The following is a 22,544-nucleotide window of genomic DNA, read 5'->3' on the forward strand; positions in this document are numbered from 1 at the left end:
ACCTTGTATTCAACGCTAAAAGTGCAAATCTGCTGTCAAACCTTTGCACTTTTATGGCTATCTATTTAGAAAATAATGCGGCTTCCAAGCCCTAAGACCAATGCATTATCCGCTAAATGGCTTGAACCTGAGTTGACCACATACTGAATGTTGGGACGTAACATTAACCACGGCGTAGCGTTATAGCTATAGTTCAGTTCAATATTGTATTCCGCGCTCGCATCATACTGTGCTTTCCCCGCAGTGAATCGCTCATTCAGATGTACACGATTCACCCCCAAACCTACAATATCCGTCGGATGCTGTTCAAATACCCCAATGTATTTCAGCCCCACTTGTTGCGAGTTGTCTACTTTATTGGTGATGCGGTCATGCCATGTAAAGTTGGCAAAACTATGCAAACCTTGGCGCCCTGCACCCGTTGAAGTCAGTTGCTGTTCGATGGCAATCCATCCTGCAAATGTCCGGTCTTCGCCCACCACACCTTTGCCATAAGCCACGTCATATTGGTTGTTTGGGTCATCTGCGGTGTTATATATTCCACCGACCCGATAGCTCCCCGCCAAACCATTGAACAGTGCTTTCGGTGCCCAAATCACTTCTACTGGAATAGTCACACCATCGGCATGTTCTGTGTCTAGACTCCAACCCTGTCCCTCGGCTTTGCCATTGCCATTATCTGGATTAAATTCGTACACCCCAATTTGCGTTGCCACTTCAGGAGTCACTTGATATTTAATGCGACCCCCCCATTGTGAAACCGGCGTATTCATCCAGATATTGCCCTGCCATTTCCCCATTTGTGCGGCACAAAAGGCATTACTGACAAAATCACAGGCCATCACATCAAAATCAGAACCCAAACCCAGTCGCCCAACTTTGACACTGAGCCCTTGTTCTTTAAATCGCTTTTCAATCGAAAGCTCAGATAAACGGCTGTCTTGGTTTCCACGGCCATAGGTGGCTTGCACATTGGCTAATTGCGGTGCAGAAAGATCTTGCAAATCTCGAATTGAGGTACTTTGTCCTTGACGCGCAGTCGCAACAAAACGAATGGTGACCCCTTCCCAGCCCGCTAGCTTTTCTAAATCAAATTGTGTACCTAACCAAAACTGCGAAGCGGTACTTGGGCTTGCACCTGCATTGCGGCCGCCATCCGCCAAATAGTTGGTATCTGTTAAAGCATTGGCTTCAAACTTAATGCCTTTTTGCGCCAATTCAGTTCGTTTTCCCTGCCAGTCACCAAACAAATACTGACCCTGTACATCTAACATCTGCTCCGCATGACTCACTGTCGCCCAAGCACACATTGCTGTTGCAAATAAAGAGAAAGAAAACTGTCGCATAAAACCTAAGCCCCAAACTAAAATGAAGAACAATCCATTTCATTTAAATGAAAAATTTAATGAAAAGTACATAATTTTTAAACAAAGATCTCAGCAAAATTTTTATCATTAAGTCAAAAAAAAGTTATCAATATCATCCACAACTATAAATAGAAGATTGGGTTTGGGTGATTCATAGCAGTTTTCACTCAATTCAAGAGTGTAATTTAAGGAGGATGATTCCTGATCACACTTGCACTCTAGCTCCGTACAAATGTGCTAAAGCCAAGCCTCTCGTTGAAATCACTTGCAATCTTGCGTGTACACCGCAATATTAACCTCAAGTTTTATCATCTCATGTTGCCATGCCAGAATTACCCGAAGTTGAAACCACCAAAGCCAGTTTAGCGCCGTTATTAGATCAACAAGTACTCAGTATTGAAGTTCGCCAGTCGAGCCTGCGCTGGCCGATTCCCACCGATCTCAGCAGACTGGTGGGACAGCGTTTAATTCAACTCAAACGCCGTTCTAAATACATTTTGGCCGTTTTTGAACAAGACACGATGCTTTGGCATTTGGGCATGTCAGGGAGTTTCCGTATTTGTGAGGTGGGTGAAACCCTACGTAAACACGATCATTTGATTATTCGTTTTGAAGATGTCGAGCTACGCTATCATGACCCACGCCGCTTCGGCTGTATTTTATGGCTGGATGAATATTCGCAAACCAAGTTAATTGATACCCTTGGGCCTGAACCACTGAGTGCTGATTTTAACGCTGAATATTTAAGCCAAAAGTTAAAAAACAAACAGGTCGGCATAAAAGTTGCAATCATGGATAACCATGTGGTGGTTGGTGTTGGAAATATCTATGCCACAGAGAGTTTGTTTAATTTGGGCATACACCCTGCGCAAGTGGCGTCTAGTTTAACGCCCAGCCAAATTGAAAAATTGGTGGTCGAAATTAAACGTATTTTGCAGCAGGCCATTAACTTGGGGGGCTCGACCTTAAGAGACTATTCAAACGCCATGGGAGAAAATGGCTATTTCCAACAAACCTTGTTGGCTTATGGTCGAGCAGGTGAAATGTGTGTGAACTGCGAAACCACGCTTGAAAACATCAAACTGGGACAGCGTGCTTCTGTGTTTTGTCCCGAATGCCAACCGCTGAAAAAAGTGCAACCTAAGCCCAAAGCCACAGTTCGAGGAAAAACCAAATGAAAACTGCTATTGTTCGTCATATTTTGGTCAAAGACAAAGACCTCGCTGAACAACTGAAAAAGAAAATCCACGATGGCGCCGATTTCGCCAAAATTGCCAAGCAATATTCCACCTGTAATTCAGCTAAACGCGGTGGTGAACTGGGTGAAGTCAAAAAAGGCCAACTGGTGCCTGTGATTGATAAATTGGTCTTTAGTGCTGCTGAAAAAGTACTACATGGTCCCATCAAGAGCCAATTTGGTTTTCATTTACTAGAAATTAAATTCCGTATGGATTTTTAAAAAGTTACCCAGTGTGTGATGTGTTTAAGTCTAAGCACATCACAAACACGGTATTTGATTAAGCCTCTTTCATCTCATATGTCCAAGCATCAACACGTTCGCCAGATTCCAACGTCCCTTGTACCCTCACCCGTTGATACTGTATCCCTTCAAACTCATCCAACGCATCCCAATGTTCGGTTAATTTCTCACTGCTAAAAAAATATCCTTCAACCGCTGCTGCTTGCGGATCTAAAACAATGGCGAATAAGCCTTTGTCGGGTCCCCAATCCAAAATATGCACCACGCCATGCACATAACCTTTTTGCCATGTTCCACCTATGCACTCTAAAAGATGGGCATTTTCATGATTTGGACGAAGTGTCCCATAGACAAATAATTGGTTCATTCGGCATCCCCATAGCTATTCAATCAGCGCGCATCATAAAGTCAAAGTTGTACAAAAACCAGTCTTTCGATCAGTCTCAGACATAAAAAAACGGCACTTGATGTGCCGTTTTATTTTAACCGTTCGATTACTGACGTTTTTTCAATTCATCACGAATTTCACGTAACAACGCGATATCTTCTGGCGTTGCTGCTGGTTCTGGCGCTACTTCTTCTTGTTTACGGCGCATACGATTAATCATTTTCACCATTAAGAACACCACCCATGCCAAAATGATGAAATTAATTAAAATCGTAAGGAAGTTACCATAAGTCAGGACATTTACACCTGCTTTGGTTAACTCATCTAAAGACTGTAAATTGTTTGGGTTATCGCCCAAAACAAAGAACTTTTGTGTGAAATCCACACCACCGCCAGTGATCACAGTAATCAATGGCATGATGATATCTTTCACTAATGAGTCAACAATTTTACCAAATGCCCCACCAATAATCACACCGACAGCCAAGTCGATCATGTTGCCTTTTACCGCAAATTCGCGGAATTCTTGAATAATACTCATTTAAATCTCCAGTTTTTTTTGACTTTAATTTATGTGACGAAGTATACATTAATTTTATAGCTTCATTTCCACGTAATTTACTCGGAAATCATCTGCTTTTATATATTGGTTTGCTAATTTTAAACAAAAAAATGCCATCAATAAATTGATGGCATTTTTAAATTTTGCTGCCCCGCATGAGGACAACATCATTTTTAAAACTTATTTACCAGAACGGTTACGTTTACGTTCGTTTTCAGTCAAGTAACGCTTACGGATACGGATTGACTTAGGTGTTACTTCAACTAATTCATCATCTTCAATGAATTCAAGCGCTTGTTCAAGCGTATATTCAACAGCAGGAACAAGAGTCAACGCATCATCAGTACCAGAAGCACGTACGTTTGTTAACTGTTTTGCTTTAGTTGGGTTAACTGTCATGTCATCTGAACGAGAGTTAATACCAATGATCATACCTTCGTAAACTTCTAACTGAGGTTTAGCAAATAGACGACCACGGTCTTGCAATGTGAACAATGCATAGCCAAGGCAAGTACCTTGAACCATAGAAATCAACACACCGTTTTGACGTTTCGCAACAGTACCTTGTTTCATTGGACCGTAGTGTGAGAAGCTTGAAGTCATGATTCCTGTACCAGAAGTCATGGTCAAGAATTCTGAACGGAAACCAATTAAGCCACGTGAAGGAACAGTTGCTTCAATACGGATACGGCCTTTACCGTCAACTTCCATATTCGTCATTTCGCCTTTACGATGACCCATTTGTTCCATTACAGAACCTTGGTGCTGTTCTTCAACGTCAAATGTTACGTTTTCGTATGGCTCTTGCTTTTCGCCATCAACTTCTTTCAAGATTACTTGTGGACGAGATACGCCCATCTCGAAGCCTTCACGACGCATGTTTTCAATCAGAACTGAAAGGTGAAGTTCACCACGACCAGATACTTTGAAACGGTCTGGACTGTCAGTATCTTCAACACGTAACGCTACGTTATGAATCAATTCGCGGTCTAAACGCTCACGAATGTTACGTGAAGTTACGAATTTACCTTCTTTACCAGCAAACGGTGAGTTGTTTACTTGGAAAGTCATCGTTACTGTAGGTTCATCTACAGACAATGGTGGTAAAGCTTCAACATTTTTCGGATCACAGATTGTGTCAGAGATATGAAGCTCATCAATACCTGTGATACATACGATATCGCCTGCTTGAGCAGAATCAACATCAACACGCTCTAAACCGTGGTAACCCATGATTTTTAAGATACGACCGTTACGAGTCTTACCTTCTTTATCAATTACAGTAACTTGAGTGTTCAGACCAACTGAACCACGTTGAATACGACCAACACCGATAACACCTACGAAGCTGTTATAGTCAAGTGAAGAAATCTGCATTTGGAATGGACCATCAACATCAACTGCTGGTGGCTCAACAATGTCTACGATGGTTTGGAACAATGGAGTCATATCTTCAGCAAGTTCTTCTGGAGATGGACCAGCAACACCACGAAGACCTGAAGCGTAAACAACTGGGAAGTCTAACTGTTCGTCAGAACCACCAAGGTTATCAAACAAATCAAATACTTGGTCAATAACCCAATCTGGACGCGCGCTTGGCTTGTCGACTTTGTTGATAATTACGATTGGCTTCAAACCACGTGCGAACGCTTTTTGCGTTACGAAACGAGTTTGTGGCATTGGGCCTTCTTGAGAGTCAACAAGAAGAAGTACACAGTCAACCATCGACATTACACGTTCAACTTCACCACCGAAGTCCGCGTGTCCTGGGGTGTCGACGATGTTAATACGGTATTCTGTATTCGTACGTGCATCTAACCATTTGATTGCAGTGTTTTTTGCAAGAATGGTAATACCACGTTCACTTTCAATCGCGCCTGAATCCATGACACGCTCAATCTCGCCTGCACGATCGCCAAGTGCACCTGATTGCTGTAAAAGTTTGTCTACTAGAGTGGTTTTACCGTGGTCAACGTGCGCAATGATGGCAATGTTGCGGAGAGTTTTGATATCTGACATGTAAATTCGATACGCCTAAAGTTTGAGGGCAAATTATACAGAAAAATAATAGAATTTAGTAGTGACAGTTTATTGACAGACTCATTTTTTTTGATAAGTGGTGTGTAATTAATTTTGTAAAGCTGTGTAAAGCGATTAGAATAGCGCCACCTTGCTAACACCCTTTGACATATGTCTGATCAAAATCTCTCTCCCAATCAAACAGATCAACTCGATTTGGTCTATGGTTTAAACGACCGCCCTAGACCAATCATTGCTTTTCTTGCTGCCTTTCAACATCTCCTTGCAATTATTGTCCCAATTGTTACTCCAGGCTTACTCATCTGCCTAGCGCTTGGTGTATCGAAAGAAGACACCAACATGATTTTATCCATGTCTTTGGTCATTTCAGGGATTGCAACCTTCTTACAATGTAAAAAAGTTGGACCTTTTGGTGCAGGCTTATTAATTGTTCAGGGCACCAGTTTTAACTTTATCGGCCCGATTATTGGAATCGGCTCTGGCATGGTTGCTGCAGGTACTCCAGTAGAATCCGTCATGGCTGCAATTTTTGGTGTGGTAATCGCAGGTTCATTTATTGAAATGGGCGTGTCACGTATTCTGCCTTGGGTGAAAATGCTCATTACCCCATTGGTCACAGGCATTGTGGTGTTATTGATTGGTTTGACCCTCATTAAAGAAGGTCTGATCAGCATGGGTGGTGGCTATCAAGCCATGTCAAACAATACCTTTGCCAATGCAGACAACCTAATCATGTCGTGTACAGTATTGGCACTGATCATTATATTGAACCGCATTCGTATTACTTGGGTGAAAAGCTCGGCTATTTTAATCGCACTGATTGTCGGTTATGTGTTGGCAGGGTTTATGGGGCATCTCGACTTTTCAGGTCTTCAGGATGCACCTTTGGTTCAAATTCCAACCCCAATGCACTTTGGTTTAGACTTCTCTTGGAGTTTGTTTATTCCAATGGCCTTTATTTACCTTGTGACCTCTTTAGAGGCAATTGGTGATATCACCGCGACTTCAAAACTTTCCAACCAGCCTGTGGATGGTGCAACATGGATGGAGCGTATTAAAGGTGGTGTCTTGGTGAATGGTGCAAACTCTTTCCTTGCTGGTATTTTCAATACCTTTCCTAGTTCGGTCTTTGCACAAAATAATGGCGTGATTCAGCTTACTGGCGTTGCGAGCCGTTATGTCGGCATCTGGATTGCCGCATTATTGGTGATTCTAGGTTTACTCCCTGCTGTTGCAGGTGTGATTCAGGCGGTCCCTCAAGCTGTTTTAGGCGGCGCTGTAATGGTGATGTTTGGAGCTGTAGCAGCTTCTGGAATTAACATTCTGTCAGGTATTCATCTTGACCGCCGCGCACTACTGATTATTGCTATTTCATTGGCACTCGGCTTGGGTGTTGCACAAGTTCCACAAATTTTGGAACATTTACCTGAATTATTCCGTAACATCTTCAGTTCAGGTGTTGCGACAGGTGGTATTGCAGCCTTGTTATTAAATATTATTCTTCCTGAAACGAAGAAATAATTGTTCATTTCAGTATGCACTTTGCCCAGCACTGTCTGGGCATCGTTTTTACAATGGAGTATATAAAATGGATCCACGAAGTGAAGTTGTTCTTCGCCAGCAGGAATTTCTCTCTGGTTCAGTTTTACTGGTCAATGCACCGTGTGACGAATTAAACACACAGCTAATTGGTACTGTAGAACCACATTTTTGGACATGGAATTTTAACGAATTACAATATTTCCAAAACCAACAAAGTGATGTGCATTTTGGTACAGATTTGCCTGATGTCGCTTTTGATCAAGCCATCGTGTTTGTTCCAAAGTCAAAAGAACTACTCAATTATGTCCTACACCAACTGGTGAGTCGTTTGGCCGTAGGCACATCGATCTTTTTAGTCGGTGAAAAGAAAGGCGGTGTAGAACGCGCGTCTAAACAGCTGCAACCTTTTGGTAAAACCCTCAAATTAGACAGCGCTCGACATTGTCAAATGTGGCAGTTAGTCACCGAAAAAACCGTAACGGCAAAACCTTTGGCTGATTGGGCACAACTCTATACAGTGCCAACCCCAAAAGGTGAATTACAGATTTGCGCATTACCGGGTGTGTTTAGTCAAAATCGTCTAGACGTGGGCACAGCTGTGTTATTGCCTCACCTTTCACAGGTCACTTCTGGAAAAATTGCAGACTTTGGCTGTGGTGCAGGCGTGATCAGTGCTTATTTAGCCAAGTTAAATCCGAAAAATCGCATTTTTTCACTGGATGTCGATGCCTTTGCATTAGCTTCAACAAAAATGACTTTTGATAAAAATAACCTTTTACCAGAACAACTTGAGATTAAGGCGGTACACGGAATTGAGGATGCTCCTCTGTTTTTACACGCAATCGTCAGTAATCCCCCATTCCATCAAGGCATTCATACAGATTACAATGCCAGCGAAAATTTATGCAAAACATCCCGTCGCCATCTTAAATCGGATGGCGAGTTGTGGATTGTTGCCAACCGCTTTCTGAATTATCCATTACTCATTGAGCAAAGTTTTGGCCAATGTACAACCAAAGCCGATCAACAAGGCTTTAAAGTGCTGTTTGCTAGCACACAAAAGAAATCTTAAGGAACAATGATGAGCGAAACGACTCAACCAGCTCAACTCAAGCGGAAGCTTGGAGCTCGCCATCTGAATATGATCGCCATTGGTGGTTCAATTGGTACAGGTTTATTCCTTGCCTCAGGTGCAACCATTGCAAATGCTGGCCCTGGCGGGGCGTTATTGGCCTACTGCTTAATTGGTGTGATGATTTACTTTCTCATGACCAGTCTTGGTGAGTTGGCAACACATAACCCAACATCAGGTGCATTTTTCACCTATGGCACCAAGTATGTTGAGGGCGGTTTTGGTTTCGCCCTTGGCTGGAACTATTGGTATAACTGGGCCATTACGGTTGCATTTGAATTGGTTGCAGTTCAATTCATCATGAAATTCTGGTTTCCCGACCTGCCCGGTTTCTATTGGAGTGCTCTATTCTTAGCTGTTGTCTTTGGCATCAATGCACTGACAGTCAAAGGCTTTGGTGAAAGTGAGTTCTTCTTCTCCTTGGTTAAAGTCCTTGCCATCATTGTGTTTATCATCATTGGTATTTTCATGATTGGTAAAATCATGATGACGCCTGGTGTTGCAACTTTTGCCAACTGGACCAAAGGTGAAGCGCCCTTCGTTGGTGGCTTATCGGCACTGATTGGTGTCGCGATGATTGCAGGATTCTCGTTCCAAGGTACTGAGATGGTCGGTGTTGCTGCAGGTGAATCGAAAGATCCACAAAAGACGATTCCGATTGCCATCAAACAGATTTTTTGGCGCATCCTACTGTTTTATGTGGTGTGTATTTTCATTATCGGTACACTCATTTCATATGATGATCCACTTTTGTTACAAGCGGCTTCATCAGAGAATATTGCACTCTCTCCATTTACCCTCCTCTATGAAAAAGCAGGTTTTGCCTTTGCTGCCAGCGTGATGAATGCCGTGATTTTAACCGCGATTCTATCGGCAGGTAACTCGGGGATGTATTCATCGACGCGCATGCTGTTCAATATGGCTCAAAATGGTAGTGCACCTAAAGTGTTTGCCAAATTAGACCCACGCGGCGTACCCATGAATGCACTTTATGCGACAACAGCAATTGCGGCACTTTGCTTCTTAACCACCTTCATTGGTGAAGAACAAGTCTTCAACTGGCTGCTCAACATGTCTGGGATGTGTGGCTTTATCGTTTGGTTAGGGATTGCTGTTTCACATTATCGTTTCCGTAAAGGCTATGTTGCCCAAGGTCATAAGGTTGAAGACTTAGCTTATCGTGCGAAATTCTTTCCCTTTGCACCGTGGTTTGCCTTTATCCTGTGTGCAATTGTTGTTTTAGGTCAAAACTACCAAGCAGTACTTGATGGCGAATGGCTCTCTGTTTTATCGACCTATATCGGTATTTTCTTATTCTTGGCGATTTGGCTAGGCTATAAATGGAAATACAAAACCAAACTGGTTTCTTACCAAGAAATGGATGTCAATCCAATGAGTCCTGATCGCGAATAAAATCCTTTCATAATAAAAGACAGCCTTCGGGCTGTTTTTTTATTATCATTTATCCATTTGCTAAAGCCGTAAAGCATAAATTAATAACGCAATTTTCAATAAGACAGTTTAATTATTGAAGTTACATAGAATCGATAGTTATGACTCGGATCTAGCCTAAACTTAGTTAATATTCTGCAACCAGCATCCGCTCACTTATACGATTAACAATTTACATATCTAGGTTGTAAAAATTTAGCCTCTCAATTCGCACAGCAATAACTAAATGTTACGGTTCATTGAGTACTGATCTCTATCAAATTCCTAGCCCCCTAAATATCAAGCCAGAAATATTATCTCGCTGGCAAACAAATCTTTATAAAAATAAATATAAATATCCATTCATTCTAAAGACAAAATTATTATCGATGTCGTGAAGCATGAGTAATAGAAATCCCCCTTTTCATTCTTCTTATATTCATCCTCTAAAATTAAATACTTCTAACTGTATTTAATATCCTATACGTAACTAACCATGACCACCGTAAACCTTAAAGGCTCTTGCATTGAGCTCAAGTTTATTTTCAACGACACGAGTTAACATAAATTTCATTGGTTTAGACATAAAAAAACGACTCCGAAGAGTCGTTTTTTAGTTAAAACTCAGATTATTGAGCTTGAACTGTACGGCTGCCAGAAATTGTCGCGAATACACGACGGTTCATAGCACGGCCTTCTTTAGTGTTGTTGTCAGCAATCGGTTGGTCCCAAGCGAAACCTTGAGTAGACAAACGAGCTGGGTCAACGTTGTATTCGTTTACTAGAGACGATTTAACAGAGTTAGCACGAGCTAAAGATAAACGTTCGTTCAATGCACGTGGACCAGTGTTGTCTGTGTGACCTTCGATGCGAGCAGTAGCGTTTGGATATTCAACTAACTTCTCAGCAACTTTAGCGATTTCTGGCTTGTATTGGTCTTTGATGTTTGATTTGTTTGTATCAAAGAACACACGAAGTTCCATGTTAAGGTCTTCAGTTAACTCTTGTGGTTGAACTGGAGCAACTGGCTCAACTGGAGCAACTTCTACTACTGGAGCAGCAGGTTTCAAGTGACCACCAAGAACTACGTTAAGACCAGCAAGTGCTGTGTAGTTCCAGAAATCTTCATCGATGTTGTAAGTAGCACGAGCTTCAGTACGTAGAGACAAAGCATCGTTCAAGCGCCAGAAAGCACCGAAACCAGCATTACCTAAAGTACCTTCTTCGTCTTTAGCAATACCATCGATGTCATATTTGTAGTGACCAGCACCTAAAAGTACGTATGGCTTGATTTTGCTGTCGTAGTTTTTAGTGATCAAATCAGAAGTAGCATAGAAGTTACCGTTGATTTGAGTTTGCTTATATTCAGCACCAGCAGCAAGACCGTCTACATCACCTTTAACTTGGTTGTATTCAGCTTCGAAACCTAACCAAGGAGTCAATTCAACACCAAGTGCAGCGCCAACGAATAAATCGTCTTGAATTTCAGGAGCAGAAGTTAAATGGTCAACACCGTTGTTGTGTTGACTATCTTGCCAAGTGTAACCAAGCATTAATGGAGTAACAGTTACGCCCGCGTTTGCAGCAGCTAAAGGAGCAGCTACGAGCATTGCTAATGCAATACGACTCATTTTCATGGATTTATCCTCCAGAGATAACAATTGTTTTTCAAGCTTAAGCTTAAAATTATTTAACCATTCTGAGATAGGCTTTTTTATACCCCAGTTTTATTTTTAAGCTATTCGCAATGAATCATACAAACACTTTATTTTTTTTCCAAGTGCTTGATAACTTTAATCAAGTAAATTATTGACAAAATTACTTACAATTTCCGTTGTAATTCGGTAATTTTTTACTCAATTTTTACTTGCGAATAGCTTATTTTCACTTGTCTTACATTTTAACAGCTTTTTAAACAAGTTGAGTACTACTAATTATGTATAAAATTTGTTTGATAAACAAAGCTTTAATAAATAAAAAATAGCCCATAACAATAAAACTGGATAACCATATGTTTTTTATCAATAAAAAAGGGTTCACTTTATTTAAACTCATGATCACTATTAGCATTATTATGATCATTTGTACAATCGCGCTTCCTCACTTTCATCAGTATATGGCCTCACAAGAGCGAAGCAAAACACTGAATACATTACGAAATAGTATTCAGGCAGCCAAAAATATGGCCAACCTGCAACGTCAAAATATCACCATTTGTCCAAGTCAAGACCTCGTTCAATGTCAGAATCACCAATGGAACACAGGTTTTATTGTATTTATCGATAATAATAAAAACCGACAAGTAGATACCAGCGAAACGATTATTCGGACAGAACAACAGCAGCTCAAATATGGCAATCTTGATTGGCGTGGCGCACTCAGTCTTCCATCATTAAGCTTTAAAGCTGAAAATGGCTTACCCCTTGGCTCAAATGGAACCTTCTATTACTGTTCTACACAAAGTCAGGATCACTTTAAACTGGTCATGAGCAAAATGGGACAGGTCCGCCCCGAACCACTCAATACCTGTAACTAGACCCATGAGTCCATAATCACGTTTTCAGCTTTTCTCGCTAGCAAATTTGCATATACTGCTTAAGTTTCCAACAAAACGTATAAGTGATTCGGAGAAGAAAATGACAGACATCGTAATTGTGAATGGTGCTCGTACAGCAATGGGCGGTTTTCAAGGCAGTTTAGCCAGTGTGACCGCTCCTGAACTCGGTGCTGTGACGATTAAAGAAGCGATTGCTCGTGCTGGCCTACACGCAAACGATGTAGAAGAAGTAATCATGGGCTGTGTTCTACCTGCTGGATTAAAGCAAGGTCCAGCACGTCAAGCTATGCGCCAAGCAGGTTTACCTGATTCAACAGGTGCCGTGACCATCAATAAATTATGTGGTTCTGGCATGAAAGCAGTAATGCAAGCTGCGGATATGATCAAAGCAGGTTCAGCAAATATCGTGGTTGCAGGTGGCATGGAGTCGATGACCAATGCTCCTTATATTTTAACCAAAGCACGCGCAGGCTACCGTATGGGGCATGGCGATGTTAAAGACCACATGTTCCTTGATGGCTTAGAAGATGCTGAAACAGGTCGATTAATGGGTTCTTTTGCACAAGATATGGCCAATACCCGTGGCTATACGCGTGAGCAAATGGATGCATTCGCGATTCGCTCTTTAGAGCGCGCACAAACAGCGGTCAATGAAGGTTACTTTGCAGATGAAATCGTGCCTGTGACAGTTTCATCTCGCAAAGGTGATGTTGTCGTTGATAAAGATGAGCAACCGTTCAATGCCAATATTGCAAAAATTCCAAGCCTTCGCCCTGCTTTTGCTAAAGATGGTACCATCACTGCAGCAAATGCAAGCTCAATCTCAGATGGCGCATCCGCACTAGTTTTAACGTCAGCAGAAAATGCATCGAACAAAGGTTTAGCACCATTAGCGAAAATTGTGGCTTATGCATCCAATTCACAGCATCCATCAGAGTTCACCATTGCACCAGTCGGTGCAATTGAAAAAGTGCTTAAGAAAACAGGTTGGAATGCACAGGACGTAGACCTTTGGGAAATCAATGAAGCTTTTGCGATGGTGACCATGTGTCCAATCGATGACTTCAAACTTGATCCTGCAAAAGTAAACATCAATGGTGGAGCTTGCGCATTGGGTCACCCTGTCGGTTCAACCGGTTCACGTATTATCCTGACTTTGATTCATGCGCTTAAACGCACAGGTGGTAAAAAAGGGATTGCAGCACTCTGCATCGGTGGTGGTGAAGCAACTGCTGTAGCGATTGAATTACTTTAAGATTCAAGCAACTTTCTTTTATTGACATATTTTATACAATGAAAGAATGGCTGATTAGCTGATATAAAAGCGACATTTATGAAAATCCCTCGACTGCGAGGGATTTTTTATTACAAGATTGAATTAGGGTCGATCTTAACGACTTGTTAAAATAACGACGAAAAAAACAACAAGGATAAGACAATGCAACTGAATCACTACCTCAACTTTGATGGTCAAACTGAAGCCGCTTTTAATTTTTACAAGTCTGTCTTTGGTGGAGAGTTTGCAACGTTCATGCGTTATGGAGACTTACCTTCAGATGAAAGTTCAGTTACCCTTTCCGACGCTGACCAACAAAAAATCATGCATGTTTCGCTTCCCATCAATGCCAGCACGATTCTGATGGCTTCGGATACCAATGATCAGTTTTGTGCCCAAACCAATACTGTTTTTACTGTAGGCAACAACCACTATATTTCCATTAACTTAGATGCCCATGAACAAGCCGATGCAAAACGCTTATTTGATGCAATTTCAGCCAATGGAAAAATAGAGATGCCTCTGGAGAAAACCTTCTGGGGCGCACTCTATGGTGCATTTACCGATCAGTTTGGAATTAAATGGATGGTGAATTGCCAATTAGAAGAAGGATAAAAGCGTCTTCTTTTTAAACATCAATATTTGAAAATTGCGCAATAATGGTAAGCCCCACAGTAATAAAACCGATACCGAGCCATCCAGCCAAATCAATATTCTGTCCTAAGAATGTTTTAGCAAGGAGTGCTGTGGCAATGACACCAATGCCAGACCACAGCACATATAAAATTCCCGCTTGCATAAATTTTAAGGCATAGGCGGCACACGCAAAAGAAATCATGTAAAGCACCAGTGCAATACCTTGATCCAATTTATTGACCAAGCCATTACCTTTTGCGGAATAAAAAGTCGAAAGCACATCTGTAGCAATAGCAATGAGTAGCCAAATGACACCAGGATTAATTTTTGCAAAAAGTGCCATCATGTCCAATCTACCTGCTTCTTTTTCTTCAATTTGTGCATCAAAAATGCTGCGTATAAATACAAAAAAGCTGAACCGAAGTCCAGCTTTTTATTCACTTGAAAATTTAAGCGCCTGTTTGATAACTGGCTTGAGCAACGGCTGTTGATGCTTGATACGGATTTCTAAAATCATTTAAACCCGCAGCAGCTTCAAGAATGTCTTTACCTTCTTTAATAACAAAGGTATCAAAGCCTGAACGTTTCATGTAATTCAAGACATCTTTAAACACATCACCTGTTGCGCGTAGTTCACCTTGGAAACCTTGGCGACGTAATAGCGCTGCAAATGAATAGCCACGGCCATCGTTAAAACCCGCAAAATCAATAAAGATGGCATCTAACTGATCTAAAGGGAACTCATGCGTTTCAGGAGAAGCATCGACTGTAACAAGGAGTGCTTTTTTACCTGAAACTTGAGCCAATTGATCTAACTGCTCAACCGTTAAAACCACATCACCTTGCGGTAAAACACCATCTTCACCAATCACCTGATAAGTATTGTCTGCAATCGAGCCATCTTTAGAGAGGACTTGTAGTGCTGTATTAAGCATATGCACGCTCCTTAAAGGGTTGAATGCCCACACGGCGATAAGTGTCGATGAATTCTTCACCCTCAGCACGAAGGTCAAGATAGGTATTTAAAATTTCTTCAACGATATCTGGCACAACTTCAGCTGCAAATGATGGGCCTAAGATGTCACCAATTGAAGCATCATGATCGGCATTACCACCCAAAGTGATTTGGTAGAATTCAGCGCCTTTTTTGTCCACACCTAAAATACCAATGTTGCCCACATGGTGATGACCACAGGCATTCATACAACCTGAGATATTCAGATCCAGTTTGCCAAGGTTATAAATGGTATCTAAATCATCAAAACGGCGTGAAATCGCTTCTGAAATAGGAATCGATTTCGCATTTGCCAGTGAACAGAAGTCACCGCCTGGGCAGCAAATAATGTCGGTTAAGAAACCGATGTGCGCACGTGCTAGATTGTTTTTCTCAAGAATAGTCCACAGTTCAAACAAATCTTTTTGCGGAACATCCACCAAAGAAATATTTTGCTCATGCGTGGTCCGCAGTTCACCAAAGGTGTATTTGTCTGCAAGGTCTGCAATCAAATTCATCTCTTCCGTGGTCACGTCACCTGGTGCAATACCCGTACGCTTCAACGAAATCGTTACAATACGATAGCCCTTCACTTTATGCGCATTGGTATTGATATTGAACCACTGTTTAAATTTCGGATGTGCAGCAAACTGTTCAGAAAAATCTTCATCTGCATAATCTTGATAATCAAACGGTATAAATTCTTCGTCTAATTTCTGCAAAATTTCAGGCTGAATTTTTAAAGTTTTAATGGTGTGCGCAAACTCAGCTTCGACTTTTTCAGCAAAAACTTGAGGCGTCAACGCTTTCACCAAAATCTTAATACGTGCTTTGTATTTATTATCACGGCGACCGTGTAAGTTATAAACACGCAGTACTGCTTCTAAGTAAGCAATCAGGTCTTCACGTGGCAAGAAGTCACGAATGAAACTACCAATCACAGGGGTACGACCTAAGCCACCACCGACTTTAATTTTATAGCCGATCTCGCCTGCTTCATTTTTAACGATATACACCCCAATATCATGGAATGAGGTCGCTGCACGATCAGTTTCTTCAAGTGCCGATACCGCAATCTTGAACTTACGTGGCAAGAAAGCAAATTCTGGGTGGAAGGTTGACCATTGACGGATCAATTCACACGTTGGACGTGGGTCAGCCACTTCACCTGCAACCACACCTGCATATTGGTCTGTGGTGGTGTTACGAATACAGTTACCCGAAGTTTGGATTGCATGCATTTGTACAGAAGCTAGCTCTTGAAGCATGTCTGGAACATTTTCTAGCGCAGGCCAGTTAAACTGAATATTCTGACGCGTTGAAACGTGTGCATAACCACGGTCAAACTCAGTTGCAAGTTCTGCAACTTTGCGCAATTGCGTTGAGTTCATTAAGCCATAAGGCACAGCAATACGTAACATTGGCGCATAGCGTTGTACATAGAGACCGTTTTGAAGACGTAATGGGCGGTACTCATCTTCAGTGAGTTTTCCAGCTAAATAACGTTCCGTTTGGTCACGGAACTGTGCAACACGTTCATTGATCAGTTGCTGATCGAAATCAGTATATAAATACATGGCGTACAGCTAGTAGTTTCATTATAACGGCTGACAGCATAACGAGATTTAAACTATCAACAAAATGCGTTTTTTACATATTTCATAGCTGTTTTATTGATAAGGATAAGTAGATGTACTGTTTGTCCCTAATCCTAAAGGTTTTTTCTGATTAAAGTATTTTTTATTAGATACTTATACATTATTCAGCTAACTCCGTTCAGCCGATCACATACACACTAACCAATGCATTGCTACCGCATAAATTTTAAACCCGGCTTTCTGGGCAGATCTCAATTTTTCTATTGCTTCCTCGTTCTCACTTTGCCCTTTTAAACCGACTTCACATAAAAATAGCCTGACGAATCAGGCTATTTGAAAGTTTAAATGACTACAGAAGATTATTTTGCATCGGGCAAGGCATACGCCACCAAAGCATCTCCCATCTTGGTGCCAAATGAACCATGACCACCCGCCATAATGACCACATACTGTTTGCCATTGGCTTCATAGGTCATTGGTGTTGCTTGACCGCCCGCTGGTAGACGACCTTTCCAAAGTTCATCACCATTGGTCACGTTGATGGCACGGATATAATTATCCTGCGTACCACCGACAAACATTACATTCCCCGCAGTTGAGATTGAACCACCAAGCATAGGCACCCCCATTTTAAATGGTGGTAATTGAATTCCTGGTAAGCTGTCACGGATCGTACCAATACGACGTTTCCATGCAACTTCGTGGGTATTTAAATCTACACCCGCCACAAAGCCCCAAGCTGGCTGTTTACATGGCAAACCAAATGGAGACAAGAACGCACTGATTTCTACACCGTAAGGCACGCCATACATCGGTTGTACACCCGCTTCGGTGCCTGCACCTTTGGCTGTTTTCGGACGGTTTGGATCGGCTGGAATAAGCTTAGATACAAACGGTAAACCGATTGGGTTCATCACCGCGATTTGACGATCAGGGTTAACGGACATACCGCCCCATTCAAATACACCCAAGTTGCCTGGGAAAACCAAAGTTCCATTTTCTGAAGGTGGGGTATAAATACCGTCATAGTTCAGTTTGTGGAAAGACACACGGCACATCAACTGGTCAAACATGGTTGCGCCCCACATTTGCTTATCTGTCAGTTTCTCTTTTGGCGCAAGGTCAAAGTCAGAGAAAGGTTGTGTCGCAGAGTAACGCTCACCTTTGGTTTGTGGCCCACGTTTCACTGTTTGTGGTACAGGTTTTTCCGTAATCGGAACAATGGCTGCACCAGTACGACGGTCTAGAACAAAGGCATTGCCTGTTTTCGTTAACACGTAAATGGCAGGAACCATTTTGCCCGACTTGTCTTTAATGTCCGTCAATGTCGGTTGTGATGGTACATCCATATCCCACAAATCATGATGCGTGGTTTGGAAGTTCCACACCAACTTACCTGTTGAGGCATTCAGTGCCAGTATTGAGTTGGCATAACGCTCATGCAACTCAGTACGGTTACCGCCCCAAATATCTGGCGTACCCACACCCGTTGGAATGTAAACCATATCCAAGGCTGCATCATAGGCTAATGGTGCCCATGCATTCGGTGAGTTTTGAACATACTTTTGACCTGGAGCTGGAATCGCATTTGGATCTTCTGCACCTGTGTCAAACACCCACAACAATGCGCCTGTATTCACATCATAACCACGGATCACACCTGAAGGTTCTTCAGTTGAATAGTTATCTGTGGTTGAACCCGCAATAATAATCGTCGTGCCTGTGACCACCGGTGGCGAAGTTGGGATATAACCGCCCGGATAAGGGAATGGCATATCTTTTTGTAAATCGACTTCACCATTTTTACCAAAGTCAGTACAACGCTCACCAGTATCAGCGTTGATGGCAACCAAGCGGCCATCATTCACAGGTAAAATTACTTTACGTGGACATAGCGCAGACGATGACTTTTTATTCTGCAAGCTGGCTTCAAAACCAGCCGTATTGTTCGCATCATAATAAGACACGCCACGACAGGTTAAATGCTGAAAAGTATTGTCCGCTTTGAGTTTCGGATCAAAAGTCCATTTCGCCTTACCTGTAGCAGGGTCAAGTGCAACAAGTTTTTGGTGCGTGGTACAGATATACATATTGTCCCCAACTTTAATTGGGGTGACCTGATTGGTGGTTTCACCAGAGTCATTTTCTGTTTTAAAGTCACCTGTGTTATAGGTCCAAGCCACTTTTAAATCTTTAACATTCTCAGAATTAATTTGCGTTAAAGGAGAATAACGCAAACCAGACTGAGTACGACCATAAGCAGGCCAGTCGCCATCAGCAACACCCGGAATGGACTGTGCGGTTGCAGGTTGCTTGCTGCTCAGTTCACCTCGAATTTCTTGAGGGTCATTAAACACAGCATAGATCATCACTGCAATGGTAATTGCCAATGAACCTGTTAAAACCAGTTTTGCACTTTTAGCGTTGTCAAAACCGCGTGTGACCGCTGGAATGAGTAGCCATAAACCAAATAAACCAAGGATATCTAAGCGTGGCGCCAAGGCAAAGAAGTCTGAACCCACTTCCCATAAGCCCCAAACCACTGTACCCAAGACCAACAGCGCATAAACGATTAATGCCGTACTTTTTAATTTTTGCAGTAGAACTGCAGTCGCGATGAAGAGTAAACCTGCAATGATGTAGTACCAAGACCCACCAAGCACTGCAAGATAAATCCCTCCTATCAGCAGGACTAAACCAAAGATCACAGCAATCACAGCTGTAAAAGTTTTAAGTCCTGAACCTGAAGACGGAGTACTCATATTGACCACCTTTTTCTTAGATTCTGTTAAAAGCTCATATCGTTTCAATATCGATATGAGCACCTAGACAGTTTTTAGATTTTAAGTATCTGTCCAAACGACTTATTTCGAACAGTTTTATGCTTTGAACAACCGTAAAAAGTATTTATCAACCTTGTTGGACAAATACTTATCGATCTAGAAACTAAAATGCGGTCTGGAATTTAATTCCGCCGACCCATGCATTTTCACCATTTTTATACGCGCCTACATGGCGGATATATTGGATATTGGGACGAATGGTTAACCAGTTAGCTGCATGTATACCGTAGTAAATCTCGGCATCATATTCTTCACTTTGTAAGCCACGAGCATCGACGCTGTTATTGGTAATATTCACGTCATTGACATCATCATTGATATTAATACGGGCTAAGCCAATCGCGATTTCGTCTTGAGGGCGAGCATCAAAAGCGCCTTTATAGACCAAACCAATATTCTGCATGTCGCGAACCGTATTGGTATCTGAATCATGTAGTGTGAGATTCACAAAACCTGTTAAACCACGTGCAGCATCACCGTGATGTGCTGTGAGTTGCTGCTTAGCAACCACCCACCCCCCTTGCTTATGTGAGGTTTGCTGTGGGTTTTGAATGTCTGTGGCATCTGCAGAACTGTAGTAATAACCCGCACGATATTCGCCGGGTAACTTATTTATACCTACAGCAGGTTGCCACACCACTTCAGCAGGAATAATGGCACCCTGCGAACCGTCGGTACTTAAGTTCCAGCCTTTGCCACGTTCTAAGTTTTCAGGGTTATATTCATACACCCCAACTTGTGCATACAGGTCTGGCCGAAGGTTATATTTGACTCGCGCAGCCCATTGGCTGACAGGCCAGTTGTACCACTGGTCATCGACCCAGTTACCAACTTGAGAGCCACAGAGCGCAAGGTTTTGGAAATCACAGTCGAAACTGTTGAAGTCTTCACCCTCACCAAAACGACCGACTTTGATGTCTAACTTTTGATTCATGAACTTTTTCTTAATCCACAAATCGGTTAAACGCCACGTCTGTCCACGTCCCCACACTTCTTGAGTGGAACTTAAATGCCCATCTAAAGCATCGGATGTTTGAGAAAGTGAACGCCCATTGCGTTCGGTAATGGTGATTTGAGCCTCAGTATCCTGCCAGCCCAAAATCTTGTCTAAATCGAAGTGCGTACCGAATGCAAACTGGTCTGCATATTCGGTACCATGACTTGAAGAATGTGAGGCATCGAGCAACGTTGCCATTTCACCCGTATAGCCAAAGCTAAAGTCGTAGCCTTTTTGCTGCAATACGCTGCGCTGACCATTCCAGTCACCCAGCATCCAAGGGCTTTCTGCCTCAAAGGCATTTGCAGCATACACACTTTGAAAGCAGCAACTGAGCGCTAAGAGACTGAGGTTAAAACACCAACTTCTTTTACATTTATTCATAATTGGTGACCTTTCTTACAAAATTACAACTAATCGATATGATACGCTTTATTTGTATAAAAACCCATTTTATGACGTTTTTTTGTTTTAAATCTATCCAAATTATCGTTATATGATATTTATAAAGAATCAAAACCGAGCGGTTTGCCTATAAATTCATATCTTATTTTTGAACGTGAAAACTTAATTGGACAAGCTAATTGTTGTTCGCTTTTTGTACTCCCCTCTTGTAAAGGTACAGAAACCACCCATGCACGATCTTTGGCTAACTGCGAATTGAGTGCTTCATCCAACTTTAATACAGGCTCAACGCAGACATCTTGCTGCTGAAAAATTGCGTTCCACGTGGCAAAATCTTGAGTTTTAATTTTGTCTTTTATTGCTTGTTTCACCACCTGACGGTCATCAGTTGCCAGAGAGGCCCCTTTTTCAGCCACAATCGGCAACTCTAAAATCTGGGCCAGCCCATGTAAAAACTGCGGCTCTAAACTCCCAATCGATAAATAACGTCCATCTTGCGTTTCATAATAGTCATAAAAAGTCGCACCATTGAGGTAGCTTTGTTCAGGCTCTTGTTTTTCCTGTCCTGCTAAGCTCGCAGCTGCGGCCATGCTACTGAGCCCTACCACACAGTCGGTCATAGAAATATCAATATACTGCCCCAAACCACTACGCTGCCTTTCAACTACTGCCGCTAAAATTCCAATCACACTATGCAAAGAGCCGCCTGCAATATCCGCAATTTGAATCCCCATTGGTGGTGGTCCACTGTGCTGTCGGCCACTATGTCCCGCGATACCTGACAAAGCCACATAGTTGATATCGTGTCCTGCTTTATTTTGATACCCTCCTGTTTGCCCATAACCCGTAATGGAACAATAGATCAAGCGCGGATTAATTTCAGATAAGGTCTGATAGTCGAGTCCCAATCTTTGCATCACGCCTGGACGGAATTGTTCAATTACAATGTCATAGTCTGAAATTTTCGATTTGATCAGTTCAATATTGGCAGGATCTTTCAAATCAAGAGCGACAGCATGTTTATTTCTGTTGAGATAACTATGTGCAGTGGCCTGTCCATTGGCATAAGGTGGCATTAAACGGATCAGATCTGGGCGGGTTGGAGACTCGATATGGATCACTTCTGCACCTAGGTCTGCTAAGTACATTGTTGCAAAAGGTCCAGGTAAAAGTGTAGAAAAATCGAGAACTTTCAATCCTTTCAATGCCATATCCATGTTTATTTTCTCTTTTTATGTTGATTTTTTAGCTATTTTAGAAATATAAAAGCAACAAAACAATGTCATGTTCAGCCAT

Annotated in this window: 19 protein-coding genes; 8 read left to right on the top strand and 11 right to left on the bottom strand. The window is 42.0% G+C overall.

The window, feature by feature from the left end:
• Window positions 1-65: 65 nt before the first annotated feature.
• The gene (locus AC4CVD_RS13670; protein WP_490753307.1) at window positions 66-1,346 is read right to left on the bottom strand and encodes a carbohydrate porin; all 1,281 of its coding nucleotides are present in this window, start codon (window positions 1,344-1,346) and stop codon (window positions 66-68) included.
• A 344-nt stretch (window positions 1,347-1,690) separates the two neighbouring features.
• Here AC4CVD_RS13670 and mutM point away from each other — a divergent pair, with 344 nt between their 5' ends.
• Together mutM and AC4CVD_RS13680 are read left to right on the top strand one after the other, a co-directional pair.
• Window positions 1,691-2,545 carry a bifunctional DNA-formamidopyrimidine glycosylase/DNA-(apurinic or apyrimidinic site) lyase gene (gene mutM / locus AC4CVD_RS13675; RefSeq protein ID WP_490753308.1) on the top strand — a complete coding sequence of 285 codons (855 nt, stop codon included), beginning with the start codon at window positions 1,691-1,693 and terminating at the stop codon, window positions 2,543-2,545.
• On the top strand, window positions 2,542-2,826 hold the full coding sequence (locus AC4CVD_RS13680) for a peptidylprolyl isomerase (RefSeq protein WP_004695176.1): 285 nt from the start codon (window positions 2,542-2,544) through the stop codon (window positions 2,824-2,826). Before mutM ends, AC4CVD_RS13680 begins: the two co-directional genes overlap by 4 nt.
• A gap of 58 nt (window positions 2,827-2,884) precedes the next feature.
• Here AC4CVD_RS13680 and AC4CVD_RS13685 read toward each other — a convergent pair whose 3' ends face one another.
• The 3 genes from AC4CVD_RS13685 to typA form a co-directional block, all read right to left on the bottom strand.
• Window positions 2,885-3,214 (bottom strand): gamma-glutamylcyclotransferase family protein, encoded by a 330-nt coding sequence (locus tag AC4CVD_RS13685; protein ID WP_335998813.1) that lies wholly within the window; start codon window positions 3,212-3,214, stop codon window positions 2,885-2,887.
• 127 nt (window positions 3,215-3,341) lie between these two features.
• Window positions 3,342-3,776, bottom strand: a complete 435-nt coding sequence (gene mscL / locus AC4CVD_RS13690; protein WP_058870213.1) for a large conductance mechanosensitive channel protein MscL — start codon at window positions 3,774-3,776, stop codon at window positions 3,342-3,344.
• Between the two features lie 201 nt (window positions 3,777-3,977).
• On the bottom strand, window positions 3,978-5,816 hold the full coding sequence (typA, locus tag AC4CVD_RS13695) for a translational GTPase TypA (RefSeq protein ID WP_004695169.1): 1,839 nt from the start codon (window positions 5,814-5,816) through the stop codon (window positions 3,978-3,980).
• 171 nt (window positions 5,817-5,987) lie between these two features.
• On the opposite strand from typA, the gene AC4CVD_RS13700 reads away from it, so the two are divergent.
• The 3 genes from AC4CVD_RS13700 (at window position 5,988) to AC4CVD_RS13710 (ending at window position 9,924) form a co-directional block, all read left to right on the top strand.
• Window positions 5,988-7,358 carry a uracil-xanthine permease family protein gene (locus tag AC4CVD_RS13700; protein WP_490753309.1) on the top strand — a complete coding sequence of 457 codons (1,371 nt, stop codon included), beginning with the start codon at window positions 5,988-5,990 and terminating at the stop codon, window positions 7,356-7,358.
• 67 nt (window positions 7,359-7,425) lie between these two features.
• Window positions 7,426-8,451 (top strand): methyltransferase, encoded by a 1,026-nt coding sequence (locus AC4CVD_RS13705; RefSeq protein ID WP_490753310.1) that lies wholly within the window; start codon window positions 7,426-7,428, stop codon window positions 8,449-8,451.
• Window positions 8,452-8,460: 9 nt separating this feature from the next.
• Window positions 8,461-9,924, top strand: coding sequence for an amino acid permease (locus AC4CVD_RS13710; RefSeq protein WP_490753311.1), 1,464 nt, complete (start codon window positions 8,461-8,463; stop codon window positions 9,922-9,924).
• A gap of 647 nt (window positions 9,925-10,571) precedes the next feature.
• Here the strand turns inward: AC4CVD_RS13710 and omp38 are convergent.
• Window positions 10,572-11,579, bottom strand: coding sequence for an outer membrane protein Omp38 (omp38, locus tag AC4CVD_RS13715; RefSeq protein ID WP_126037838.1), 1,008 nt, complete (start codon window positions 11,577-11,579; stop codon window positions 10,572-10,574).
• A 374-nt stretch (window positions 11,580-11,953) separates the two neighbouring features.
• Between omp38 and AC4CVD_RS13720 the strand changes: the two genes are divergently transcribed.
• The 3 genes from AC4CVD_RS13720 (at window position 11,954) to AC4CVD_RS13730 (ending at window position 14,390) form a co-directional block, all read left to right on the top strand.
• Window positions 11,954-12,478 carry a GspH/FimT family protein gene (locus tag AC4CVD_RS13720; protein WP_490753312.1) on the top strand — a complete coding sequence of 175 codons (525 nt, stop codon included), beginning with the start codon at window positions 11,954-11,956 and terminating at the stop codon, window positions 12,476-12,478.
• Between the two features lie 100 nt (window positions 12,479-12,578).
• A complete protein-coding gene (locus tag AC4CVD_RS13725) occupies window positions 12,579-13,754 on the top strand; it encodes a thiolase family protein (RefSeq protein WP_004983123.1) in 1,176 nt (391 codons plus the stop codon).
• A 183-nt stretch (window positions 13,755-13,937) separates the two neighbouring features.
• The gene (locus AC4CVD_RS13730; protein ID WP_490753313.1) at window positions 13,938-14,390 is read left to right on the top strand and encodes a VOC family protein; all 453 of its coding nucleotides are present in this window, start codon (window positions 13,938-13,940) and stop codon (window positions 14,388-14,390) included.
• 13 nt (window positions 14,391-14,403) lie between these two features.
• Here AC4CVD_RS13730 and AC4CVD_RS13735 read toward each other — a convergent pair whose 3' ends face one another.
• From AC4CVD_RS13735 to AC4CVD_RS13760, 6 genes are all read right to left on the bottom strand, one after another.
• A complete protein-coding gene (locus AC4CVD_RS13735) occupies window positions 14,404-14,757 on the bottom strand; it encodes a DMT family transporter (protein WP_087528269.1) in 354 nt (117 codons plus the stop codon).
• A 103-nt stretch (window positions 14,758-14,860) separates the two neighbouring features.
• Window positions 14,861-15,346, bottom strand: a complete 486-nt coding sequence (locus tag AC4CVD_RS13740) for a DUF934 domain-containing protein (RefSeq protein ID WP_078389032.1) — start codon at window positions 15,344-15,346, stop codon at window positions 14,861-14,863.
• Window positions 15,339-16,982, bottom strand: a complete 1,644-nt coding sequence (locus tag AC4CVD_RS13745; RefSeq protein WP_004695142.1) for a nitrite/sulfite reductase — start codon at window positions 16,980-16,982, stop codon at window positions 15,339-15,341. Before AC4CVD_RS13745 ends, AC4CVD_RS13740 begins: the two co-directional genes overlap by 8 nt.
• 380 nt (window positions 16,983-17,362) lie before the next feature.
• Window positions 17,363-19,765, bottom strand: coding sequence for a glucose/quinate/shikimate family membrane-bound PQQ-dependent dehydrogenase (locus tag AC4CVD_RS13750; RefSeq protein ID WP_490753314.1), 2,403 nt, complete (start codon window positions 19,763-19,765; stop codon window positions 17,363-17,365).
• Window positions 19,766-19,949: 184 nt separating this feature from the next.
• Window positions 19,950-21,227: a carbohydrate porin gene (locus tag AC4CVD_RS13755; RefSeq protein ID WP_490753315.1), complete on the bottom strand. Its 1,278-nt coding sequence runs from the start codon at window positions 21,225-21,227 to the stop codon at window positions 19,950-19,952.
• A gap of 119 nt (window positions 21,228-21,346) precedes the next feature.
• Complete coding sequence (locus AC4CVD_RS13760) at window positions 21,347-22,465, bottom strand: CaiB/BaiF CoA transferase family protein (protein WP_490753316.1); 1,119 nt, start codon at window positions 22,463-22,465, stop codon at window positions 21,347-21,349.
• Between the last annotated feature and the right edge of the window lie 79 nt (window positions 22,466-22,544).

This window comes from Acinetobacter sp. LipI_23, from assembly GCF_058243045.1.